Here is a 20208-nt window from a genome sequence, read left to right as displayed (position 1 = left end):
ATGGACTTTACGATTCAACACTTTATAGCCCTGGCGCCGCTGCTGATCACCAGCGCCACCCTTGTGGTGGTGATGCTGGCGATCGCCTGGCGGCGCAACCACGCCCAGACCTTCCTGCTATCGGTGGCCGGTCTGAACCTGGCATTGCTGTCGATCTTCCCGGTGCTGAAAGTGGCACCGCTGGCGGTCACCCCGCTGTTGCAGATCGACCAGTTCGCCTGCCTGTACATGGCCCTGATCCTGGTGGCCACCCTGGCCTGCGTCACCCTGGCCCACGCCTACCTGGGCGATGGCAGCAGCGGTTACCCGGGCAACCGTGAAGAGCTGTACCTGCTGATCCTGCTGGCCGCCGCTGGTGGCCTGGTACTGGTCAGCGCGCAGAACCTGGCCGGCCTGTTCATCGGCCTGGAGCTGCTCTCGGTACCGGTCTACGGCCTGGTGGCCTATGCCTTCTTCAACAAGCGCTCCCTGGAAGCCGGCATCAAGTACATGGTGCTGTCGGCCGCCGGTTCGGGCTTCCTGTTGTTCGGCATGGCCCTGCTCTACGCAGAAGCCGGCAGCCTGAGCTTCAGCGGTATCGGCCAGGCCCTGGCCGCCACCGGCCTGCCAAGCCCGCTGGCGCAACTGGGCCTGGGCATGATGCTGATCGGCCTGGCCTTCAAGTTGTCGCTGGTGCCGTTCCACCTGTGGACCCCGGACGTCTATGAAGGCGCCCCGGCCCCGGTGGCCGCCTTCCTGGCCACCGCCAGTAAGGTGGCGGTATTCGCGGTGCTGGTGCGTCTGTTCCAGCTCTCGCCAGTGGCCAGCAGCGGTGTCCTGAGCAACGTGCTGACCGTGATCGCCATCGCCTCGATCCTGGTGGGCAACCTGTTGGCGCTGACCCAGAGCAACCTCAAGCGTCTGCTGGGTTACTCCTCCATCGCCCACTTCGGTTACCTGCTGATCGCCCTGGTGGCGAGCAAGGGCCTGGCCATGGAAGCCATCGGCGTGTACCTGGTCACCTACGTGATCACCAGCCTGGGCGCCTTCGGTGTGATCACCCTGATGTCTTCGCCGTACAAGGGCCGTGATGCCGACGCCCTGTACGAGTACCGCGGCCTGTTCTGGCGCCGTCCGTACCTGACCGCCGTCCTCACCGTGATGATGCTGTCCCTGGCCGGTATCCCGCTGACTGCAGGCTTCATCGGCAAGTTCTACATCATCGCTACCGGTGTCGAAGCGCACCAATGGTGGCTGGTCGGTTCCCTGGTAATGGGCAGCGCCATCGGCGTCTTCTACTACCTGCGAGTGATGGTCACCCTGTACCTGATCGAGCCGAACCTGCGTCGCGTCGATGCCCAGCTGCACTGGGAACAGAAAGCCGGTGGCGTCATGCTGCTGGCCATCGCGCTCCTGGCGTTCTTCCTCGGCGTATACCCACAGCCGCTGCTGACCCTGGTCCAGCATTCGGGCCTGGCAGGTTGACCGCTTAAGCTTCAGCGCAACAAACAGAACGGCACCTTCGGGTGCCGTTTTGCATTTCAGGGCCCTGCCCTCCCCTCTTCCCAGCGAAACTCGGAATCGCCCTTCCTGTCACGTCGACCCGGTCCGACATTCAGCCCACTGCCGCAGACATAGACTGTTGCCAGATCAAACGCGGCGCTCAGCGGGCCTTGACCAAAGCTGCAGCGTCATCCAGTCTATACGCAGGAAGCGTATGAAATGAATGCTCTGTTTATTGAACTACCGGCATTTGCGCGATACCGAAAGGGCTTCCTTGACGACGAATTGTTCTGCGAACTGCAGATCGAGTTGCTGCGCCACCCGCACGCGGGTGTTCTGATTCAGGGCACTGGCGGCTTGCGCAAGATGCGTTTCATCGATGAGCGACGCAACAAGGGCAAACGTGGCGGGCTGAGGGTGATTTATTACTGGTGGTCCGGAGGAGCACAGTTCTGGCTCTTCACCCTGTTCGACAAGGAGCAGATGGACGACCTGCTACCGCAGCAGCGACAACAGCTCAAACAACTGCTGGAACGTGAAATCGAGGCCAGAAGACATGACCAAACGTGACATCTTTTCCGAACTGGTTGAAGGCATCGACGCCCTCACCCAGGAACGCCAGGGCAAGATCACCCTGCGCAGCCATAAAGTGAAACTCGACAAGCTGCCCCCCATCACCGCCGCCGAGGTGATGAACATCCGCCAGCAACTCAACCTCTCGCGCTCGGTATTCGCCATGTACCTGCGCACCAACACCCGCACCCTGGAGAACTGGGAACAGGGCCGCGCCATACCCAACGCCCAGGCCACGACCTTGATACGCCTGGTGGAACGCTACCCCGATACAGTGGAGCGCCTCGCCTCGCTGGCCTGATCCGGCCCTGTTCGAAGGGCAACAAAAAACCCGCACCAGGCGGGTTTCTTGTTGCAGCGAACGCAGGCTCAGTCAGCCAGGCGCCAGGTCGTACCGCCCTTGCCGTCTTCCAGGATCACGCCCATGGCGGTGATCTGGTCGCGGATCCGATCGGACTCTGCCCAATCCTTGTTGGCACGGGCCGCCAGGCGGGCCTGGATCAGCGCCTCGACCTGTGCCGCATCGACCCGACCTTCGGCACCGGCCTGCAGGAAGTCGTCGGCCTCCAGTTGCAGCACGCCCAGCACACTGGCCAGTTCCTTCAAGCGGGCTGCCAGACCGGCCGCCGCATCGATATCGCTCTCACGCAGGCGGTTGATCTCGCGTACCATCTCGAACAGCACGGCACAGGCTTCCGGAGTACCGAAGTCGTCGTTCATCACCTGGGTGAAACGCTCGACGAAGGCTTCGCCACCGGCCGGTGCCACCTTCGGCAGGCCCTTGAGCGCATGGTAGAAACGCTCCAGCGCGCCCTTGGCGTCCTTGAGGTTGTCTTCCGAGTAGTTGATGGCGCTGCGGTAGTGGCTGGCCACCAGCAGGTAACGCACCACTTCCGGATGGTACTTGTCGAGCACGTCGCGAATGGTGAAGAAGTTGTTCAAGGACTTGGACATCTTCTCGCCATTGATGCGGATCATGCCGCAGTGCATCCAGGCGTTGGCGTAGGTTTTGCCGGTAGCCGCCTCGCTCTGGGCGATCTCGTTCTCGTGGTGCGGGAACTCCAGGTCGCTGCCGCCGCCATGAATGTCGAAGGTCTCGCCCAGGCAGCAGGTGGACATCACCGAGCACTCGATGTGCCAGCCCGGACGACCGTCACCCCAAGGCGATGGCCAGCTCGGCTCACCCGGCTTGGCGGCTTTCCACAGGACGAAGTCCAGCGGGTCCTGTTTCGACTCGTCGACTTCGATCCGCGCGCCGATGCGCAGGTCTTCGATCTTCTTGCGCGACAACTTGCCGTAGCCCATGAACTTGCCGACGCGGTAGTACACGTCGCCATTGCCCGGAGCGTAGGCGTAGCCCTTGTCGATCAGGGTCTGGATCATCGCGTGCATGCCGGGGATATGGTCGGTGGCGCGCGGTTCCATGTCCGGCTTCTTGATGTTCAGCCGCGCCTCGTCCTCGTGCATCGCCGCGATCATGCGCTCGGTCAGGGCCTCGAAGGCCTCGCCGTTCTCATTGGCACGATTGATGATCTTGTCGTCGATATCGGTGATGTTGCGCACATAGGTCAAGTCATACCCGCTGAAACGCAGCCAGCGGGTAATCAGGTCGAAGGCCACCATGCTGCGGCCGTGCCCCAGGTGGCAGTAGTCGTACACGGTCATGCCGCACACGTACATGCGCACCTTGTTGCCATCCAGCGGCTTGAAGACTTCTTTGCTCTTGGTGAGCGTGTTGTAGATCGTTAGCACGTTAGTTCCTTGACTGAATCACTGACCCCAGGAGTCGCGCAGGGTCACAGTACGGTTGAATACCGGAGCGCCTGGTTTCGAGTCCTTGATATCCGCGCAGAAGTAGCCTTCGCGCTCGAACTGGAAACGGTCTTCCGGCTGTGCGTTGCCCAGCGAGGGTTCGGCACGACAACCAGTGAGCACTTGCAGGGAGTCAGGGTTGATGTTGTCCAGGAAACTCGCGCTGTCCTCGGCCTTCTCCGGGTTCGGAGAACGGAACAGACGATCGTACAGACGCACTTCGCACTCGACGCTGGCGGCAGCCGGCACCCAGTGGATCACGCCCTTGACCTTGCGGCCTTCAGGGTTCTTGCCCAGGGTGTCCGGATCGTAGGAGCAACGCAGCTCGACGATATTGCCCTCGGCGTCCTTGATCGCTTCATCGGCACGGATCACGTAGCTGCCACGCAGGCGCACTTCGCCGTTAGGCTCCAGACGCTTGTAGCCTTTGGGCGGCTCTTCCATGAAGTCGTCACGGTCGATGTAGATTTCACGGGCGAACGGCAGCTGGCGCACGCCCAGCTCTTCTTTCTGCGGATGACGCGGCAGTTCGAGGTTCTCGACCTGGCCTTCCGGGTAGTTGGTGATCACGACTTTCAACGGACGCAGCACGCACATGGCACGCGGGGCATTCGCGTCGAGGTCCTGACGGATGCTGAATTCCAGCATGCCGTAGTCGACCACGCCGTCGGAGCGGTTGGTGCCAACCATCTCGCAGAAGTTGCGGATCGAAGCCGGGGTGTAGCCACGACGACGAAAGCCCGACAGGGTCGACATGCGCGGGTCGTCCCAGCCATTGACGTGCTTCTCCTCCACCAGTTGCTTGAGCTTGCGCTTGCTGGTGATGGTGTAGTTCAGGTTCAGGCGGCTGAACTCATACTGGCGCGGGTGCGCGGGCACCGGCAGGTGCTCAAGGAACCACTCGTACAGCGGACGGTGGCTTTCGAACTCCAGGGTGCAGATCGAGTGGGTGATACCTTCGATGGCGTCCGACTGGCCGTGGGTGAAGTCGTAGTTGGGGTAGATGCACCACTTATCACCAGTCTGATGGTGATGGGCGTGGCGAATGCGATACATGATCGGGTCGCGCAGGTTCATGTTCGGCGAGGCCATGTCGATCTTGGCCCGCAGCACGCGGGCGCCGTCCGGGAACTCGCCGGCGCGCATGCGGGCGAACCAGTCCAGGTTCTCTTCCACCGAGCGATCGCGGAACGGGCTGTTCTTGCCTGGCTCGGTGAGGCTGCCGCGGTATTCCTTGGCCTGCTCAGGGGTCAGGTCGCAGACATAGGCCTTGCCCGCCTTGATCAGTTCCACGGCCCAGTCGTGCAACTGGTCGAAGTACTGCGAGGCATAACGCACTTCGCCGGACCACTCAAAACCCAGCCACTTGACGTCGCTTTCAATGGCGTCGATGTATTCCTGATCTTCCTTGGCCGGGTTGGTGTCGTCGAAACGCAGGTGCGTGACGCCACCGAATTCCTGGGCCAGACCGAAGTTCACGCAGATCGACTTGGCGTGACCGATGTGCAGGTAACCATTGGGCTCCGGAGGGAAGCGGGTCACGATCTGTGTGTGCTTACCCGAGTCCAGGTCCGCCTGGATGATCGGGCGCAGGAAGTTGACCGGTACGGCCGGTCCAGTCTTGGAATTCGAGGTAGGGTCGACAGTGGGCTTGCTCATAGGATCCTTGAACGTACAAGTGCGTGGCCGGGTGCGGCCTGACAAATCAAAACGGATATCATAGCCGATGCTGTCAAGTGCCTGACAGAGCGCAGCTTTAAAACTGCGGCTATTAATGGCAGGCCGGTGAAAAAACAGCCTCGAAATTCGTGGCTGTCACGCTAAACTGCGCTCCTTGGCTGCAAGATGGCCAAACCGGTCCGGGCTGCCCACGCGTCCCGATACCCAGGATTTTCTTGAAAACGCTTCTCCTTATAAAGAGTACCGACCATGACCCAAGTCAAACTGACCACCAACCACGGCGAGATCGTGCTGGAACTGAACGCCGAGAAAGCCCCGTTGACCGTGGCCAACTTCGTCGAATACGTGAAAGCCGGTCACTATGAAAACACCGTTTTTCACCGCGTCATCGGTAACTTCATGATCCAGGGCGGCGGCTTCGAACCTGGCATGAAAGAAAAGAAAGACAAGCGTCCAAGCATCCAGAACGAAGCTGACAACGGCCTTTCCAACGACAAGTACACCGTTGCCATGGCCCGCACCATGGAGCCGCATTCGGCTTCCGCGCAGTTCTTCATCAACGTTGCCGACAACAGCTTCCTCAACCACAGCGGCAAGACCGTGCAGGGCTGGGGCTACGCCGTATTCGGCAAAGTGATCGCCGGCACCGAGGTGGTCGACAAGATCAAGGGCGTGGCCACCACCATGAAGTCCGGCCACCAGGACGTACCCGCAGACGACGTGATCATCGAGAAAGCCGAGATCATTGAGTGATACTGCTGATTTCAGATCTGCATCTGGAAGAGGAGCGCCCGGACATCACCCGGGCGTTTCTGGAATTACTCGGTGGGCGCGCCCGCGCCGCCGAGGCGCTGTACATCCTCGGGGACTTTTTCGAGGTATGGATCGGCGACGATGCCATGACCCCCTACCAGCTTTCCATTTGCCAGGCATTGCGCGAGCTCAGCGACAGTGGCACGCAGATCTTCCTGATGCATGGCAATCGCGACTTCATGCTCGGCAAGGCCTTCTGCAAGGCGGCCGGTGCCACCCTGCTCAAGGATCCCAGCGTCGTCGACTTCTACGGCGAGCCGGTATTGCTGATGCACGGTGACAGCCTGTGCACCCGTGACGAAGCCTACATGCGTATGCGCCGCTACCTGCGCAACCCGCTGAGCCTGTGGATTCTGCGCCACCTGCCCCTGGGCACCCGGCGCAAGCTGGCGCGCAAACTGCGCAACGAAAGCCGGGCCCAGACCCGCATGAAGGCCAACGACATTGTCGATGTGACCCCGGACCAGGTACCGCAGGTCATGCAGGAACACGGGGTGCGCACCCTGGTTCACGGCCACACCCATCGCCCGGCGATCCACAAGCTGCAGATCGGCGAACAAGCCGCCAAGCGCATTGTGCTGGGGGACTGGGACCGTCAGGGCTGGGCGCTGCAGGTGGATGAACAGGGTTTCCAACTGACGGCGTTCGATTTCGTACCGACGCAACTGGCGCTGCCCGGTTCGCCCTGAACGGACGCCCTCGCTACCGTAGGAGCCGGCTTGTCGGCGAAGGGGCCAGCAAGCCTTGCATGGCCCTTTCGGACGCCAGAGCCTGCGACGAAAGGCATCAATGCCCCGCCGCGGCTGGGCCGGCCTTGGCAGCGAACGGCGGCTTGGCCAGCCAGACCAGCAGAATCAGGCCCATGAAGCCCCAGCCCAGCAAGGTGAAATAGTCCACGGTCGAGAGCATGTATGCCTGGCTGGTCAGGACTTGATCCAGTTGCGCGTAAGCCTTGGTGCTCGCGCCTCCGAGATTGTTCAGCGCATCCCGGGTGACCGGGTCGAAGATGCTCATGCTTTCGCTCATGTAAGCGTGATGCTGGTCTGCCCGGCGAATCCAGATCCAGGTAGTCAGCGACGCCGCAAAACTGCCCCCCAGAGTCCGCAGGAAGGTCGCCAGGCCAGCGCCGTCGGCGATCTGGTGCGGTGGCAGGTCGGACATCAGGATGCTCAGGGTCGGCATGAAGAACAGCGCCACGCCGATGCCCATGAACAGTTGCACCAGAGCGATGTGCTGGAAGTCCACCTCATTGGTGAAACCGGCACGCATGAAGCAGCTCAGGCCAATGGCCAGGAATGCCAGCCCGGCCAGCAGGCGCAGGTCGAACTTGTTCGCGTACTTGCCGACAAAGGGTGACAACAGCACCGGCAGGATGCCGATCGGTGCCACCGCCAGCCCTGCCCATGTCGCGGTGTAGCCCATCTGGGTCTGCAACCATTGCGGCAGGATCAGGTTAATACCGAAGAACCCGGCGTAGCCCAGCACCAGCACTATCGTGCCAATGCGGAAGTTGCGGTGCGCGAACAGCCGCAGGTTGACCACCGGATGTTGGTCGGTCATTTCCCAGATGATGAACACCGCCAGCGCGATCACCGAAATCGCCGCACCAATGATGATGAAGTTCGACTCGAACCAGTCCAGGTCATTGCCCTTGTCGAGGATCACCTGCAACGCGCCGACGCCAATGACCAGTGAAATCAGCCCGACGTAGTCCATCGGCTGACGGCTGGTGACCACCGGGCGCTTGGACAGCTGCGAACGCACCACCATCACCGCAAAAATGCCGATCGGAACGTTGATGAAGAAAATCCACGGCCAGCTGTAACTGTCGGTGATCCAGCCACCAAGAATGGGACCAGCAATCGGCGCCACCACCGTGACCATTGCCAGCAATGCCAGAGCCATGCCGCGCCTGGCGGGTGGATAAACGGCGATCAACAGGGTTTGCGTCATCGGGTACAACGGCCCGGCCACCAGGCCTTGCAGCACACGAAAGCCGATCAGCTCAGGCATCGAGGTCGAGATGCCGCAGAGAAACGAGGCCAGCACAAACAGCATCGTCGCCCAGAGAAACAGTTTTACCTCGCCAAAGCGCCGGCTGAGCCAGCCGGTCAGCGGCAACGCAATCGCATTGCTCACGGCGAACGAGGTAATCACCCACGTGCCCTGCTCCGAACTCACACCAAGGTTGCCGGAAATGGTCGGCAACGCCACGTTGGCGATGGTGGTGTCGAGCACCTGCATGAAGGTCGCCAGCGACAGGCCGATGGTGCTGAGCAACAGGCTGGGCGGCGTGAAAGAAGCGTTATTGCTCATCGCGAATCCTTTGAAACCGGGGTGGCGCTGCGCCCCTGTGGGGCGAGCATGCTCGCACCCACAGGGTCAGTGGCGAATCAGCGTTGCGCGGTTTTGCTGACCACAGCGCTGTTGTCATGGATCAGCTGAGCGATCATCGCATCGGCTTCGGCCAACTGCCGGTCGTAGACGTTGGTGCTGAACGAGGCCTTTTGCTGCGGTTGCTGCGCCAGTACCGGGCCGCTCTGGTCATGCAGGTTCACTTCAACATTGGTCGACAGCCCAACCCGCAGTGGGTGCTTGGCCAGCTCTTCGGCATTGATGTGAATCCGCACCGGCACACGCTGCACGATCTTGATCCAGTTGCCGGTGGCGTTCTGCGCGGGCAACAGAGCAAACGCGCTGCCGGTGCCGGCGCCGAGGCTGTCGACGGTGCCACTGTATTTCACGCTGCTGCCGTAGATGTCGGACTCGATGTCCACGGGCTGGCCGATGCGCATGTCACGCAGTTGGGTTTCCTTGAAGTTGGCATCGATCCACAGTTGATCCAGCGGGATCACCGCCATCAACGCCGTACCCGGTTGCACTCGCTGGCCGAGCTGCACGGTGCGTTTGGCAACGTAACCGGTGACCGGCGCGATCAGGGTGCTGCGCGCATTGGTCAGGTAGGCCTGGCGCAGATCCGCAGCCGCCGACATCACGTCCGGGTGCGACGAGACCACGGTGTCATCGACCAGCGCACTGGTGGTTTTCAACTGCTGCTTGGCGTTGGCCAGGGCGTTTTGCGCCGAGGTCAGGTCGTCGCGGGCGTGGGACAGTTCTTCCTGGGAAATCGCGCCGCCAGCGGCAAGGTTTTTCCGGCGGTTGAAGTTGTCCTGAGCCTTCTGCACTTCAGCCTGTTGCGCGTTGACCTGGGCTTTCATGCCGTCGACATTGCTGTACAGGCCGCGAACCTGACGCACGGTACGCGCCAGTTTCGCCTGGGCACTTTGCAGACCGACTTCGGCATCGTTAGGGTCGAAGTTGATCAGCACCTGACCTTCGTGGACCAGGTCACCATCGTCGGCGCCGATGCTGACCACGGTACCGGTCACCAGCGGAGTGATTTCAACGACGTTGCCGTTGACGTAGGCGTCATCGGTACTCTCATTCCAGCGCCCGATGAATTCGTGATAAGCCCAGACACCGGCACCGGTGAGGGCTACAACGATGGCCAGCACCAGCAGCATCACTTTGCGCTTGCGCGGATTGCCGGTGTCTTGCGAGTTGTCTTGAGCTTGGGTGTTTTCGGCAGTGGCCATGACAAATACCTGAATTAGTTGTGCGGCGTGGCTGGGATGGCGTTGGCTGCGCTCAGGGTCTCGCCCTGAAAGCCCCCGCCCAGCGCTTGCATCAGTTGAATCGACAGATCGATCTGCTCGGCATTGAGGTTGGCCAACTGACGTTGGGCCTGCAGCAGTTGCTGCTCGATGCTGAGTACGTCCAGGTAGTTGCCGATGCCGGAACCGTAACGCTGGACCACGGTGTTATAGGAATCCTGAGCAATGTCGGTGGCGTGCTGTTGCGCGCCGATTTGCCGGCCGATGTCACGCAACTGGTTGATCGTGTCGCTGACATCACCCAGCGCTTTCACCAGGCTTTTGTTGTACTGCGCCACCGCCAGATCGTAATCGGCGTCACGCGAATCGAGGTTGGCGCGCAGGCGCCCGCCATCGAAGATGGGTAGCGAAATGGTCGGGGCGATGCTGAAGAAACGACTGGCCGAACCAAACATTGCGTCACCCAACAAGGATTCGGCACCGGCGGACGCCGTAAGGTTCAGGTTGGGATAGAAGCGGGTTTTCGCCGAATCGATGTCTTTGCTCGCGGCCTCTACACGCCAGCGGGCGGCGACCAGGTCCGGGCGACGGCCAAGCAGCTCTGCCGGAAGAACCGAGGGTACTGCCACGGCGCTGGCTTGCAATACTTTGGGCCGGGCGATTTCACTGCCGCGATCCGGGCCTTTGCCGAGCAGCACGGCCAGGGCGATTTTCGCACTGCTCAGACGTTTTTCGGCGTCGATCAGGCTGGCTTCGGAACTGGCTTCCAGACTCTGGGTTTGCTGGAACTGGTACTGGCTGTCGATCCCGGCGCTCAAGCGACGCTGGCTCAGATCGAGCATTTGCCTGGTGCGCTTGAGGTCGTCGCTGGCCAGGTCATAGACGATGTGCGCCTGCCCCAGATCGCTGTAGGCCCGGGCCACATCGGCGGCGAGGGTCAATTGCGCGGCCTGACGGTCGACTTCAGCAGCACGGGCCTGGCCGAGTGCGGCTTCCCAGGCATCACGCTGGCCGCCCCACAGGTCGAAGTTGTAATTGAAGCCGGCGCTGATGTTACGCACGGTGGCGTAGGCATCGCCCTGCCCCAGCGGATCCTGATCCTTGGCCAGGCGCGAACGGCTGATGCCGGCGCTGGCGTCGAGGGTCGGATAGCGTTCGGCATCGGCGGCATACGCGGCGGCGCTGGCCTGATGGGCACGGGCGGCGGCGATCTGCATGTCCGGGCTGTCGCGCAGGGCTTCGCGGATCAGACCGTCGAGCTGTGGATCGCCAAGGCTGGTCCACCAGTCGCTTTTCGGCCATGCCGCAGGCGACAGGGTCACACCGTTGAGGGATTGGCCGGCCTTCAGGCTTTTCGCGTCGAGATTTTTGCCTTGGGTATCGAGGCCGCTGTAATTGGCGCATCCGGCAAGGATCATCGCCGACAGCACCAGCGTCAGGCTGCTGCGCAAGGTTTTACTGCTCATTGTGTTCACCTAAGCGCTGGATGGTGATCGGGTCACCGGCGGCCAGCAGGATTTTCTTGAGGATGTATTCCAGGGTCTTCAACTCGTCCGGGGAGATCGCGCCAGCCAGTTCATTCATCGCGTCGGCGCCGATCTGCGGCAGCCGATCGGTCAACTGCTGGCCCTGTTCGGTCAGGGTCAGTTGCACTTGGCGGCGATCACCTTCGCTGCGTTGGCGAGCCAGGAAGCCCTTCTGCTCCAGACGATCGAGCATGCGTGTCATCGAACCGCTGTCCAGCGACAGGTGCCGGCACAGCTCGGCCGGGGTATCGACGCCGAACTGGGCCATGATGATCAACACTTTGAACTGCGCGGCAGTGATGCCGTGGGGTTCCATGTGGGTGTCGATGATCCGGTCCTTGAGCAATGCGGCGCGGCCCAGCAACAGGCCGAGATGGCAGGTTTTGAATTCGTCCGGGGTGAAATGCTTCATGTGCTCACCTAATAACTGCCTAGGCAGTGAATATATGTCGAGATGTTACTGCCTAGGCAGCGAATGTCAACGCAATAGTTAGGTTGCTTTGTAATTAGTTGACCAATGGACTGGGTCTTTATGTTGAACAGGCGAGCGTCATCGCCAACCTGCTGGCGACGGGTCGTTTCCATCCCTCTGCCTGCTGCCTGTGAATCATCGGGGTTGGCCTATTCCACGATGACTTCGACAAAGGCTATGGCTCGCACGTGCCCCCGGTATCACCCTCCTTCAGCGAATTGAAGATGGAGCGCATACAGGTGCACGACTGCAACGCCAACGAGGACTGGCGTAGGCGCCGACCTGCATTGCTCGGCTCGGTCACCCGTCGGGTCTAACGGTGATGGCGGGAAGCTTGGAGACCGCGCAAGAACTTGATCTGTTGCATAAAATCGACTGCACTCAGACTCAGGGTTTCCTGATCTTTCACGCCATGTCTTCGGATCAATTCCGGCAGTTGCTGTCCCATGACGGGCCGGCAAACGCGTACGGATTGGCAAGCGGGTGTTGATACCCGTCACTTGCCATCGAGATCACTGCGTCCAACGGCTCTCCCATCACTGCTGCCCAGGTCCTCTAATGCCACATCCCAATGCCTTTCTGGAGAAACTCGCCAGCAGTTCCTCGCGCCTGAACAAGAGCCTGCTGGTGCTCGGTGCCCTGGTGCTGCTGTTGCTGGGCATCAGCTATGTAGGGGTGACGCGCATGATCGAAGAGCGGCGCGAAACCTTGCAATTTCACTTCGCCCGGCTGATGGAGAATGTCCACGAACAGGAAGTGTTCCTGCAGGATATCGCCCGGGAAAGCGTCAAAGGCGAACGGCTGCCCAATGCCATGTTGCCGCCCTACTCACAAAAAAACCTACCCGATGAAGGGCCGAACATTTACGAGGGCCGCGGCCTGCCGTTTTCGCTGCCCTATAGCTTGAAGATCAATACGGACAGGATTGCCCCCAGCCAATACCCGAAAATCTTTGCGCTGGGTACCCATCTGGCGGCCTATTACAGCGCGTTCTGGTCGGCCTCACACTATCAGTCGCCCCAAGTCGTCCTGATCAATGGCCCCGACAATTTTGATCTGGCCGTACCCTCCGCCGGGCGTTTGCGCGGTACCGGGCAGCTACCGATGCAGATGGGCGACCTGATTGATGCGATGACCCGCTTGAACAAGCGCCTGCGCGGGCAGGACTTGCCATTGCCAGATCTGCAGGTGCACTGGGAACCCTATGTCTCTTTCAATGACGACAAGAGCGCCCCCACCCTGCTGGCTTACGTGAGTATCAACCTGGCTAAAACCGCATTGACCGTCGAGGGTGCCGATACCTGGGTGGTACTGGGCTCACTGATGAACCTGTCCCAGGTCAACAACATCGAGCGGTTGATGCAGTGGTCGATCTACGATGACTTCACCTTGATCACCCCCCGTGGCGTGGTATTGACCGGTGCTCTGAAACCCGGCCAGGTGCTGGATGAAGGGGTGAACTTCAACCGCGACGGCCTGGTATTCAAACTGAGCAGCCCCGGGGAGCAACACTGGACGGCGATCTACGTCATCAGCCTGCGCAGTTTCCTCGATTACGCGCTGTGGCCATTGCTGTGCCTGGTTGCTCTGGTGCTTGCGCTGCTCGGTTGCAGTCGGGCGGTCAATCGCTGGTACCAGGCCCGGGTCATCCTGCCCGCGCAGAGGGCGCACGCCAGCATCGCCGAAAGCGAGGCGTTCAGCCGCACGGTGATCGACACGGCGCCGACCGGCCTGTGCGTGATCCGCCGCAGAGATCACCACGTCCTGCTGGAAAACCAGCGCGCCCAGCAATGGCACGACAACGGCCAACTGATGAGCTTGCTCACGCCCCTCACGGGCCCCGGTCATGCCGATCTTGAAATCAATGGACGCCACCTGCACGTCGCCTTTGTGCCCACCCGCTATCAGGGCCAGGACGCCTGGTTATGTGCGTTGCATGACGTGACCCGGCATGTCGAAGATGCGGCGGCGCTGGAAGAGGCGCGCCAGGCCGCCGACTCGGCAAACCAGGCCAAGAGCCGTTTCCTCGCCACCATGAGCCACGAGATCCGTACTCCCTTGTACGGCGTCCTGGGAACTCTGGAGCTGCTTGGCCTGACCTCGCTCGCCCCGCGCCAGCAGGATTACCTGCACACCATCCAGCGCTCCTCCGCCACGTTGTTCCAACTGATCAGCGATGTACTGGATGTGTCGAAAATCGAAGGTGGACAGATGACCCTCGAATTTCAGGATTTCTGTCCGCTGCAACTGACCGAAGACACCGTGCGCACCTACAGTGCCTTCGCCCGATCCAAGGGCCTGCTGCTCTATGCCTGCATCGACCCGGCGCTGCCGGATCGGTTGCGCGGCGACCCGATACGGATTCGCCAGATCCTCAACAACCTGCTGAGCAACGCCATCAAGTTCACCGATAGCGGTCGCATCGTATTGCGGGCTCAACTATTGGCAAGCGACAACGATCGCGCCCATGTCCAGTGGCAGGTCAGCGATTCTGGAAGGGGGATTGCCCAGACGCAACAACAGCAACTGTTCGACCCTTTCTATCAGGTCAACGATGCCACTGAACAGGCCGGTGCCGGATTGGGGCTGGCCATTTGCAAATGGCTGTGCGAATTGATGGCGGGCCAGTTGAACGTGGTCAGCGAGCCTGGGCTCGGCAGCAGTTTCATCCTTCAACTCTCGCTGGACCACGCACTCGGTGACCTGGCCGCTTGCCCTGTGTTCGGCCCCGGCAGCGCCACCGTCTATGTACGCGCGCAGGTCACTGAACAGGCACAACACCTGATGGCCTGGCTCAAGCGTTTCGGCCTCGACTGCCGCCCACTGACGGCCGGTACACCGGTGTCATCGGCACTGCTGGTAGAGCTTTGCTCGCCGGCCAATACCGCGGCCTGGCCCGGTCCGAGGGTCGTCGCCAGGGCGGATGGCCCCAACCCTTCGCAATTGCGCGGTACCGACCGAGAAGTCGACGCCCATGATGTCCGCGCGATCGCCTGGGCGATATATCAGGTCCAGCATGGCGCCAGCACCGACAGCCAACCTTCGTCGCCGGAAAAGCCTCGGCAGTTGAATCTGCAAGTGCTGGTGGCGGAAGACAATGTAATCAACTCGGCGATCATCAAGGAGCAACTGGAAGTGCTGGGCTGCTCGGTGGTCGTCGCGGCCAATGGCGAGCTGGCCCTGGCGCAGTGGTCGCCCGGACGCTTCGACCTGCTGCTGACCGACGTCAACATGCCGGTCATGAACGGCTACCAATTGACCACGGCGTTACGACAACTGGATCAGGCCTTGCCGATTATCGGCGTCACCGCCAACGCCTTGCGCGAAGAAGGCGAGCGCTGCGCTGGCGTCGGCATGAACGCCTGGATGGTCAAGCCACTGAACCTTGCCACCCTGCGCGCGCACCTGGAAAGACATTGCAAAATCACCCTGCCGGCGACCAGCGTAGCGCCTCTAAAGCTGTCACCGGACATGCGCGAACTCTTTGTCACGACGCTGCGCCAGGACATGCAGACCACGCTGACGGCACTGGACAACGCCGATGCCCATCGCGTGGCGCAACAGCTGCATAGCATGGCCGGTGCATTGGGTGCGGTACAGCTCGAGGCACTGGCCACAACCTTCGTCGAGCTGGAGTGCCGCTTGAACGGCATGAGCGTGACCCGCACCCTGGACCTGGAAGTGCGCCAGAATCTGGCTCGATTGAAAGACCTGCTGGACACCCTTGAATAATTTCAATGCGGATGATCAGCAATGAAACCCTCAGGGTTGCCATTGCCGATGACCACCCCATCGTCCCGGTGGGGTACGAGAGCGGGTTGAGCGTGGCCAATGCTTTCGCACTGATGGCATACCTGACGCGGCAATTCCCCAACGTGCTGGTGCTGACGATAATTTCCAATCAACTGAGCCTGACGCGTCTGCAAGAGCTCGGACAAGCCGGTGCGCACCAGCGCCGAGCGCTTTACTCACCTATTGCTAAAGGAAAATAAAATAGTGCATTTATTTGTTCCGGGAGTGGGAGTTAGCGACGACTGACTTAAGAGCGCAAAGATAACAAGCATTCAAAAGATGTTCGCCACGAGAAAACTTGAGATCAACAGCAACTATAAAAATTTGAATTGCCATACATAACAAGAACCAATTCAAACTAACAGACAACTACATTCCAGCTGCAATCAACTTCTAGGAATCGTCTGATGTACCACCAAAAATTCGCGTTATATCGTGTTGTTGTTTTAAACCTAACCATTGGGAAACAACATGAAAAAGCTAACTCGCGCACTTCTCGCCCTTTCAATCATTGCCGCCACTGGCAACGCCCTGGCAGACGACCCCGTCAAGGCTGGCAGCGGCACTATCAACTTCACCGGTACCATCAACAACGATGCCTGTTCGGTCGAAGGCGCCGGAAACAACAAGACCATTTCAGTCGCCATGGGCGAAGTTTCGATCAAGGACATGGGCACCGCCACTGCACCTAAAGGCAACGGCACCCTGAGCGCCGAGAACTTCGACATGAAGATCAACTGCAACGCTGGAACCAAGGTCGCGATGATCTTCGAACCAACCAAGGGCGCAGGTTCGGGCATTGAACCCGGCACCAAGGTGCTGCGCCTGATCGATGGCCTGGGGGCTGCGAAAGGTATCGGCATTGCGCTGCTTGACTCCAATGGCGCCGTGATCGACCTCAGCTCGCCGAGCGCCGCAAAAATCGAAAACACTCTGCAAGACAGCAACGCAACCCTCAAATTCTCCGCAGCCTACGTAACCACCGTCGATCCGAAACTGGCTGTTGCCGGTCGTGGCGACGCCACCCTACCGTTCACGCTGCAATACGAATAATCCGCGCGAACATACAAGCCTGGTGCGGGGCCTTTCGGCCCTGCATCCTCATTCACTTGCGCGGTAGCCCTCATGTTTTATCGTCACTCACTGTCCTTTTGTGCAGGCCTGCTGGGCCTGTTCGCGGTCAATCAGGCCGTGGCCGGAATTTCCTTGAGCAGCACCCGTCTGATTTTCGACGGCCAGCACAAGGAGGCCGGAATCACCGTGCGTAACAGCGGTGAAGATGTGTTGATCCAGTCGTGGATCGACACCGACTCCAGCGAAACCGCAGCCGTACCCTTTGCTGTGACGCCGCCCCTGGTGCGCGTCAGCGGCGACGAACAGCAAATATTGCGGGTGATCTACGAAGGCGCGGGCATGCCGACCGACCGCGAGTCGGTGGTGTGGCTCAATGTGCAAGAGATCCCTAAAGCGGCGAAATCCGAGAACACGTTGCAACTGGCCGTGCGCCAGCGCATCAAGGTGTTCTTCCGCCCGGCAGGCCTGAAAAACAACGCCTATCTGGCACCGAGCGAACTGACCTGGCGCCTGACAGAACAAGCCGGCAAGAGCTTGTTGGTGGTGAATAACCCAGGCCGGTATCACGTGTCGATTGCAGATATCACACTTCAATCCGGCACCATCAGTGAACACCCCTTCGATTCGATGATGATTGCCCCCGGCGAACAAAAAAGCTTCCCTCTTAAACAACTTCACACCCCCAATACAGCTCGCCTTTCATTCAGCAGTATTAATGACTATGGCGCACAAGATCGTTATGGCGCGCAACTTTCCAACAGTGCTGACACCCAAGCCAGTTTAAATAAACAAACCCCATAACTTACGTGCCGCTATGACGGCTGCACTTCCACTGTATTTCTCTTCGCTCCGTTAGTTGGTATCGGAGGTGATATAGGGTTCCTGAATGTTTTTACTCAAGCGCGACGGATGGGCGCCGTTTTCGATTGCCCTGGTTTTCAGCTGCACCTGCCTTGCCGATGACGAAGAACAGTTCAATACCTCGTTCCTGCAAGGCGCAACATCTTCTGTCGATCTGCAATCACTGTTTGCCAGCAGTCGCGTGCTGCCCGGTATCTATCGGGTGGACCTGTACGGCAACGAGACGCTGGTCGGGCGCCGCGACATCGATTTTCGTCGTTCTCCCGGCACGAACAAGATCGAGGCCTGCCTGACTCTGGAGATGGTGCAGCAATTAGGGGTCGACATCGACAAACTGCAGGCCAGCGGCAAACTGGGCAGCGATGATCCCGAAACCTGCCTGGACCTGCCCGCCTTGATCGATCACGCCAGCGTGCGTTACGACGTGCCCCGCCTGCGCTTGATGGTCAGTGTCCCGCAAAGCGCCATGGCGCGTGGCCGACGTGGTTATGTCGACCCGGCCCTGTGGGACGAAGGCGTTCCCGCCGCGTTCATCAACTATCAATTGAGCAGCAGCCGCAACGGCACTCGGGGTGAAAATACCCTGTCCAACAACGTCGGCCTGCGCAACGGCATCAACCTCGGCGCCTGGCGCTTGCGTAACGAATCGAACTTCAGCAGCAGCACCGGCCGCCCCAGCACATTCAAAAGTAACCGCAGCTATCTGCAACACGACGTGACAGCCCTGAAGGGTCAGTTCAGCGCCGGGGATATCTTTTCAGATGCCGACCTGTTCGACAGCGTGCGCTATCGCGGCCTGAAACTGGCGTCCGACGACGGCATGCGTGCCGACAGCGAGCGCGGTTATGCGCCAATCATTCGCGGCATTGCGCAGTCCAGCGCCACCGTGGAGATCCGCCAGGACAGCTACCTTCTCTACACCGCCAACGTGCCGCCGGGGCCATTCGAGATCAGCGATATCTACCCCAGCGGCTCCAACGGCGACCTGGAAGTGACGATTATCGAAGCCGATGGCCGCCGCCGGGTGACGGTGCAGGCATTTTCCAGCCTGCCGATCATGGTCCGTGAGGGCCAGTTGAAGTACAGCGTCTCGGCCGGCCAGTACAACAGCAACAGCGATGACCAGAAGTCACCGCAATTTGTCAGCAGCACCCTGGCGTACGGCATCAGCAGTAACTTGTCCGGGATCATCGGGGTGCAGGCCTCGGAAAACTTCAAGGCGCTGTCCGTCGGAGCTGGCCGCAATACAACTATCGGTGCCGTCTCACTGGACTTGACCCACTCCATGAGCAGCACTTTCGGCGCAACCATCACCGGCAACAGCCTGCGCGCCCTGTATGCGAAGACGTTCACCGGCACCGACACCAACTTTACCCTCGCCGCCTATCGCTACTCGACCGAGGGCTATCGCACCCTCACCGAGCACGTCGAGGAACTGAGCAACGACGGTCACAAGCGTATCGGCAACTCGAAAACCCGTACCGACCTGACCGTCAACCAGAGCCTGGGCCGAAACCAGCGATACGGCAGCATCTACATCAACGCCAGCGACCAGCGTTACTGGGGACGCGGTGGTTCGCAAAGCCTGTCGGCGGGTTACAGCAACTATTGGGGCGATGTGAGCTACAACCTCGGCGCCACCTACTCCAAGGATGTCGGCAACTACGGGCCGGCGAACAATGACACGCTGGTGAACCTGTCCGTATCGTTCCCGCTGGGCTCCAAGCCTCGTGCACCCCGCGCCTTCGTCTCGGCCAGCACGCAGAAGTCCGGCGATACCACGCAAATGGGCATCAACGGCTATCTGTCGCAAGACAGCGACACCTATTACTCGGTGCAAGCCGGCAACAGCAGCACTGGCGGCAGCTCCGGCTCGGTCAACCTCAGCACCCGCACCTCGGTAATGGATATCAGTGCCGGCTACAGCCAGGGGCGCGGCTACAACTCGCAAAACCTTAACCTGTCAGGCTCGATCGTCGGCCATGCCGGCGGGATCAACCTGGGACAGACCGTGGGCGAAACGTTCGCGCTGGCGCAGGTCGAAGGCGTGGAAGGGGTGAAAATCGGCAGCTTCTCCGGAGCCAGGACCGGCAGCAACGGCTTCGCCGTGGTCCCCAATGCGCAGCCCTATCGCGTGAACTGGATCAACCTCGACACTCGAGACCTGGGCGCCGATATCGAGATCGACAGTGCGACCCGGCAAGTGGTGCCACGTCGTGGTGCCGTGGTGCTGGCGCGTTACACCAGCAAGACCGGACGGCGAGTGCAGTTTGCGCTGTTCGACGCTCGACACCAGCCGATTCCGTTTGGCGCGTCGCTCGAGGACAGCACCGGCAAACAGCTGGCGATTTCTGACCCTGGTGGCAAGGCCCTGGCGCTGGTTGAAGCCGACGCCGGTACCCTGACCATCAACTGGCAGGGCCAGCGCTGTGAAGCGCCTTATGCGTTGCCCGAACGCAACGCCGCGCTGAACTACGAGCGGGCGACACTGGTGTGCCGCCCCTGACTC

General features: G+C 60.5%; 16 protein-coding genes. 10 read left to right on the top strand and 6 right to left on the bottom strand.

Going from position 1 to position 20208, the window contains the following annotated elements:
* The 3 genes from nuoN to AC1RL5_RS29440 all read left to right on the top strand — a co-directional run bounded on the left by nuoN (position 1) and on the right by AC1RL5_RS29440 (position 2356).
* On the top strand, positions 1 to 1464 hold the full coding sequence (gene nuoN / locus AC1RL5_RS29450; protein ID WP_011062196.1) for an NADH-quinone oxidoreductase subunit NuoN: 1464 nt from the start codon (positions 1 to 3) through the stop codon (positions 1462 to 1464).
* 237 nt (positions 1465 to 1701) lie between these two features.
* Positions 1702 to 2052 (top strand): toxin, encoded by a 351-nt coding sequence (locus tag AC1RL5_RS29445; protein WP_072452730.1) that lies wholly within the window; start codon positions 1702 to 1704, stop codon positions 2050 to 2052.
* Entirely contained in the window at positions 2039 to 2356 is a 318-nt protein-coding gene (locus AC1RL5_RS29440) for a helix-turn-helix domain-containing protein (protein ID WP_053152691.1), read from the top strand. Before AC1RL5_RS29445 ends, AC1RL5_RS29440 begins: the two co-directional genes overlap by 14 nt.
* A 68-nt stretch (positions 2357 to 2424) precedes the next feature.
* Here the strand turns inward: AC1RL5_RS29440 and cysS are convergent, their stop codons facing one another.
* Together cysS and AC1RL5_RS29430 are read right to left on the bottom strand one after the other, a co-directional pair.
* Positions 2425 to 3807, bottom strand: coding sequence for a cysteine--tRNA ligase (gene cysS / locus AC1RL5_RS29435; protein WP_072452728.1), 1383 nt, complete (start codon positions 3805 to 3807; stop codon positions 2425 to 2427).
* A gap of 18 nt (positions 3808 to 3825) precedes the next feature.
* Complete coding sequence (locus AC1RL5_RS29430) at positions 3826 to 5526, bottom strand: glutamine--tRNA ligase/YqeY domain fusion protein (protein ID WP_072452726.1); 1701 nt, start codon at positions 5524 to 5526, stop codon at positions 3826 to 3828.
* Positions 5527 to 5796: 270 nt separating this feature from the next.
* Between AC1RL5_RS29430 and AC1RL5_RS29425 the strand changes: the two genes are divergently transcribed.
* Both AC1RL5_RS29425 and AC1RL5_RS29420 read left to right on the top strand, forming a co-directional pair.
* Complete coding sequence (locus AC1RL5_RS29425; protein ID WP_011062201.1) at positions 5797 to 6300, top strand: peptidylprolyl isomerase; 504 nt, start codon at positions 5797 to 5799, stop codon at positions 6298 to 6300.
* The gene (locus AC1RL5_RS29420) at positions 6297 to 7049 is read left to right on the top strand and encodes a UDP-2,3-diacylglucosamine diphosphatase (RefSeq protein ID WP_053152695.1); all 753 of its coding nucleotides are present in this window, start codon (positions 6297 to 6299) and stop codon (positions 7047 to 7049) included. Before AC1RL5_RS29425 ends, AC1RL5_RS29420 begins: the two co-directional genes overlap by 4 nt.
* Before the next feature lie 97 nt (positions 7050 to 7146).
* Here the strand turns inward: AC1RL5_RS29420 and AC1RL5_RS29415 are convergent, their stop codons facing one another.
* The 4 genes from AC1RL5_RS29415 to AC1RL5_RS29400 form a co-directional block, all read right to left on the bottom strand.
* Positions 7147 to 8676 (bottom strand): DHA2 family efflux MFS transporter permease subunit, encoded by a 1530-nt coding sequence (locus AC1RL5_RS29415; protein WP_072452724.1) that lies wholly within the window; start codon positions 8674 to 8676, stop codon positions 7147 to 7149.
* Between the two features lie 77 nt (positions 8677 to 8753).
* On the bottom strand, positions 8754 to 9956 hold the full coding sequence (locus tag AC1RL5_RS29410; protein ID WP_011062204.1) for an HlyD family secretion protein: 1203 nt from the start codon (positions 9954 to 9956) through the stop codon (positions 8754 to 8756).
* 14 nt (positions 9957 to 9970) lie between these two features.
* Positions 9971 to 11440 (bottom strand): efflux transporter outer membrane subunit, encoded by a 1470-nt coding sequence (locus AC1RL5_RS29405; RefSeq protein WP_053159455.1) that lies wholly within the window; start codon positions 11438 to 11440, stop codon positions 9971 to 9973.
* On the bottom strand, positions 11430 to 11912 hold the full coding sequence (locus tag AC1RL5_RS29400; RefSeq protein ID WP_011062206.1) for a MarR family winged helix-turn-helix transcriptional regulator: 483 nt from the start codon (positions 11910 to 11912) through the stop codon (positions 11430 to 11432). The genes AC1RL5_RS29405 and AC1RL5_RS29400 overlap by 11 nt, the downstream gene beginning before the upstream one ends.
* A 618-nt stretch (positions 11913 to 12530) precedes the next feature.
* Between AC1RL5_RS29400 and AC1RL5_RS29395 the strand changes: the two genes are divergently transcribed.
* The 5 genes from AC1RL5_RS29395 to AC1RL5_RS29375 all read left to right on the top strand — a co-directional run bounded on the left by AC1RL5_RS29395 (position 12531) and on the right by AC1RL5_RS29375 (position 20205).
* On the top strand, positions 12531 to 15704 hold the full coding sequence (locus tag AC1RL5_RS29395) for a hybrid sensor histidine kinase/response regulator (RefSeq protein WP_492590004.1): 3174 nt from the start codon (positions 12531 to 12533) through the stop codon (positions 15702 to 15704).
* 5 nt (positions 15705 to 15709) lie between these two features.
* Positions 15710 to 15964, top strand: coding sequence for a hypothetical protein (locus AC1RL5_RS29390; RefSeq protein ID WP_072452720.1), 255 nt, complete (start codon positions 15710 to 15712; stop codon positions 15962 to 15964).
* Between the two features lie 271 nt (positions 15965 to 16235).
* On the top strand, positions 16236 to 16817 hold the full coding sequence (locus tag AC1RL5_RS29385; RefSeq protein WP_072452718.1) for a fimbrial protein: 582 nt from the start codon (positions 16236 to 16238) through the stop codon (positions 16815 to 16817).
* 72 nt (positions 16818 to 16889) lie between these two features.
* Positions 16890 to 17639 (top strand): fimbrial biogenesis chaperone, encoded by a 750-nt coding sequence (locus tag AC1RL5_RS29380; RefSeq protein WP_093409324.1) that lies wholly within the window; start codon positions 16890 to 16892, stop codon positions 17637 to 17639.
* A gap of 85 nt (positions 17640 to 17724) precedes the next feature.
* Entirely contained in the window at positions 17725 to 20205 is a 2481-nt protein-coding gene (locus tag AC1RL5_RS29375; protein ID WP_072452714.1) for a fimbria/pilus outer membrane usher protein, read from the top strand.
* Positions 20206 to 20208: the final 3 nt, after the last annotated feature.

This window comes from Pseudomonas sp. GW822-FHT06D10, assembly GCF_058799535.1.
This window is presented reverse-complemented; position numbering and strand designations above follow the sequence as displayed.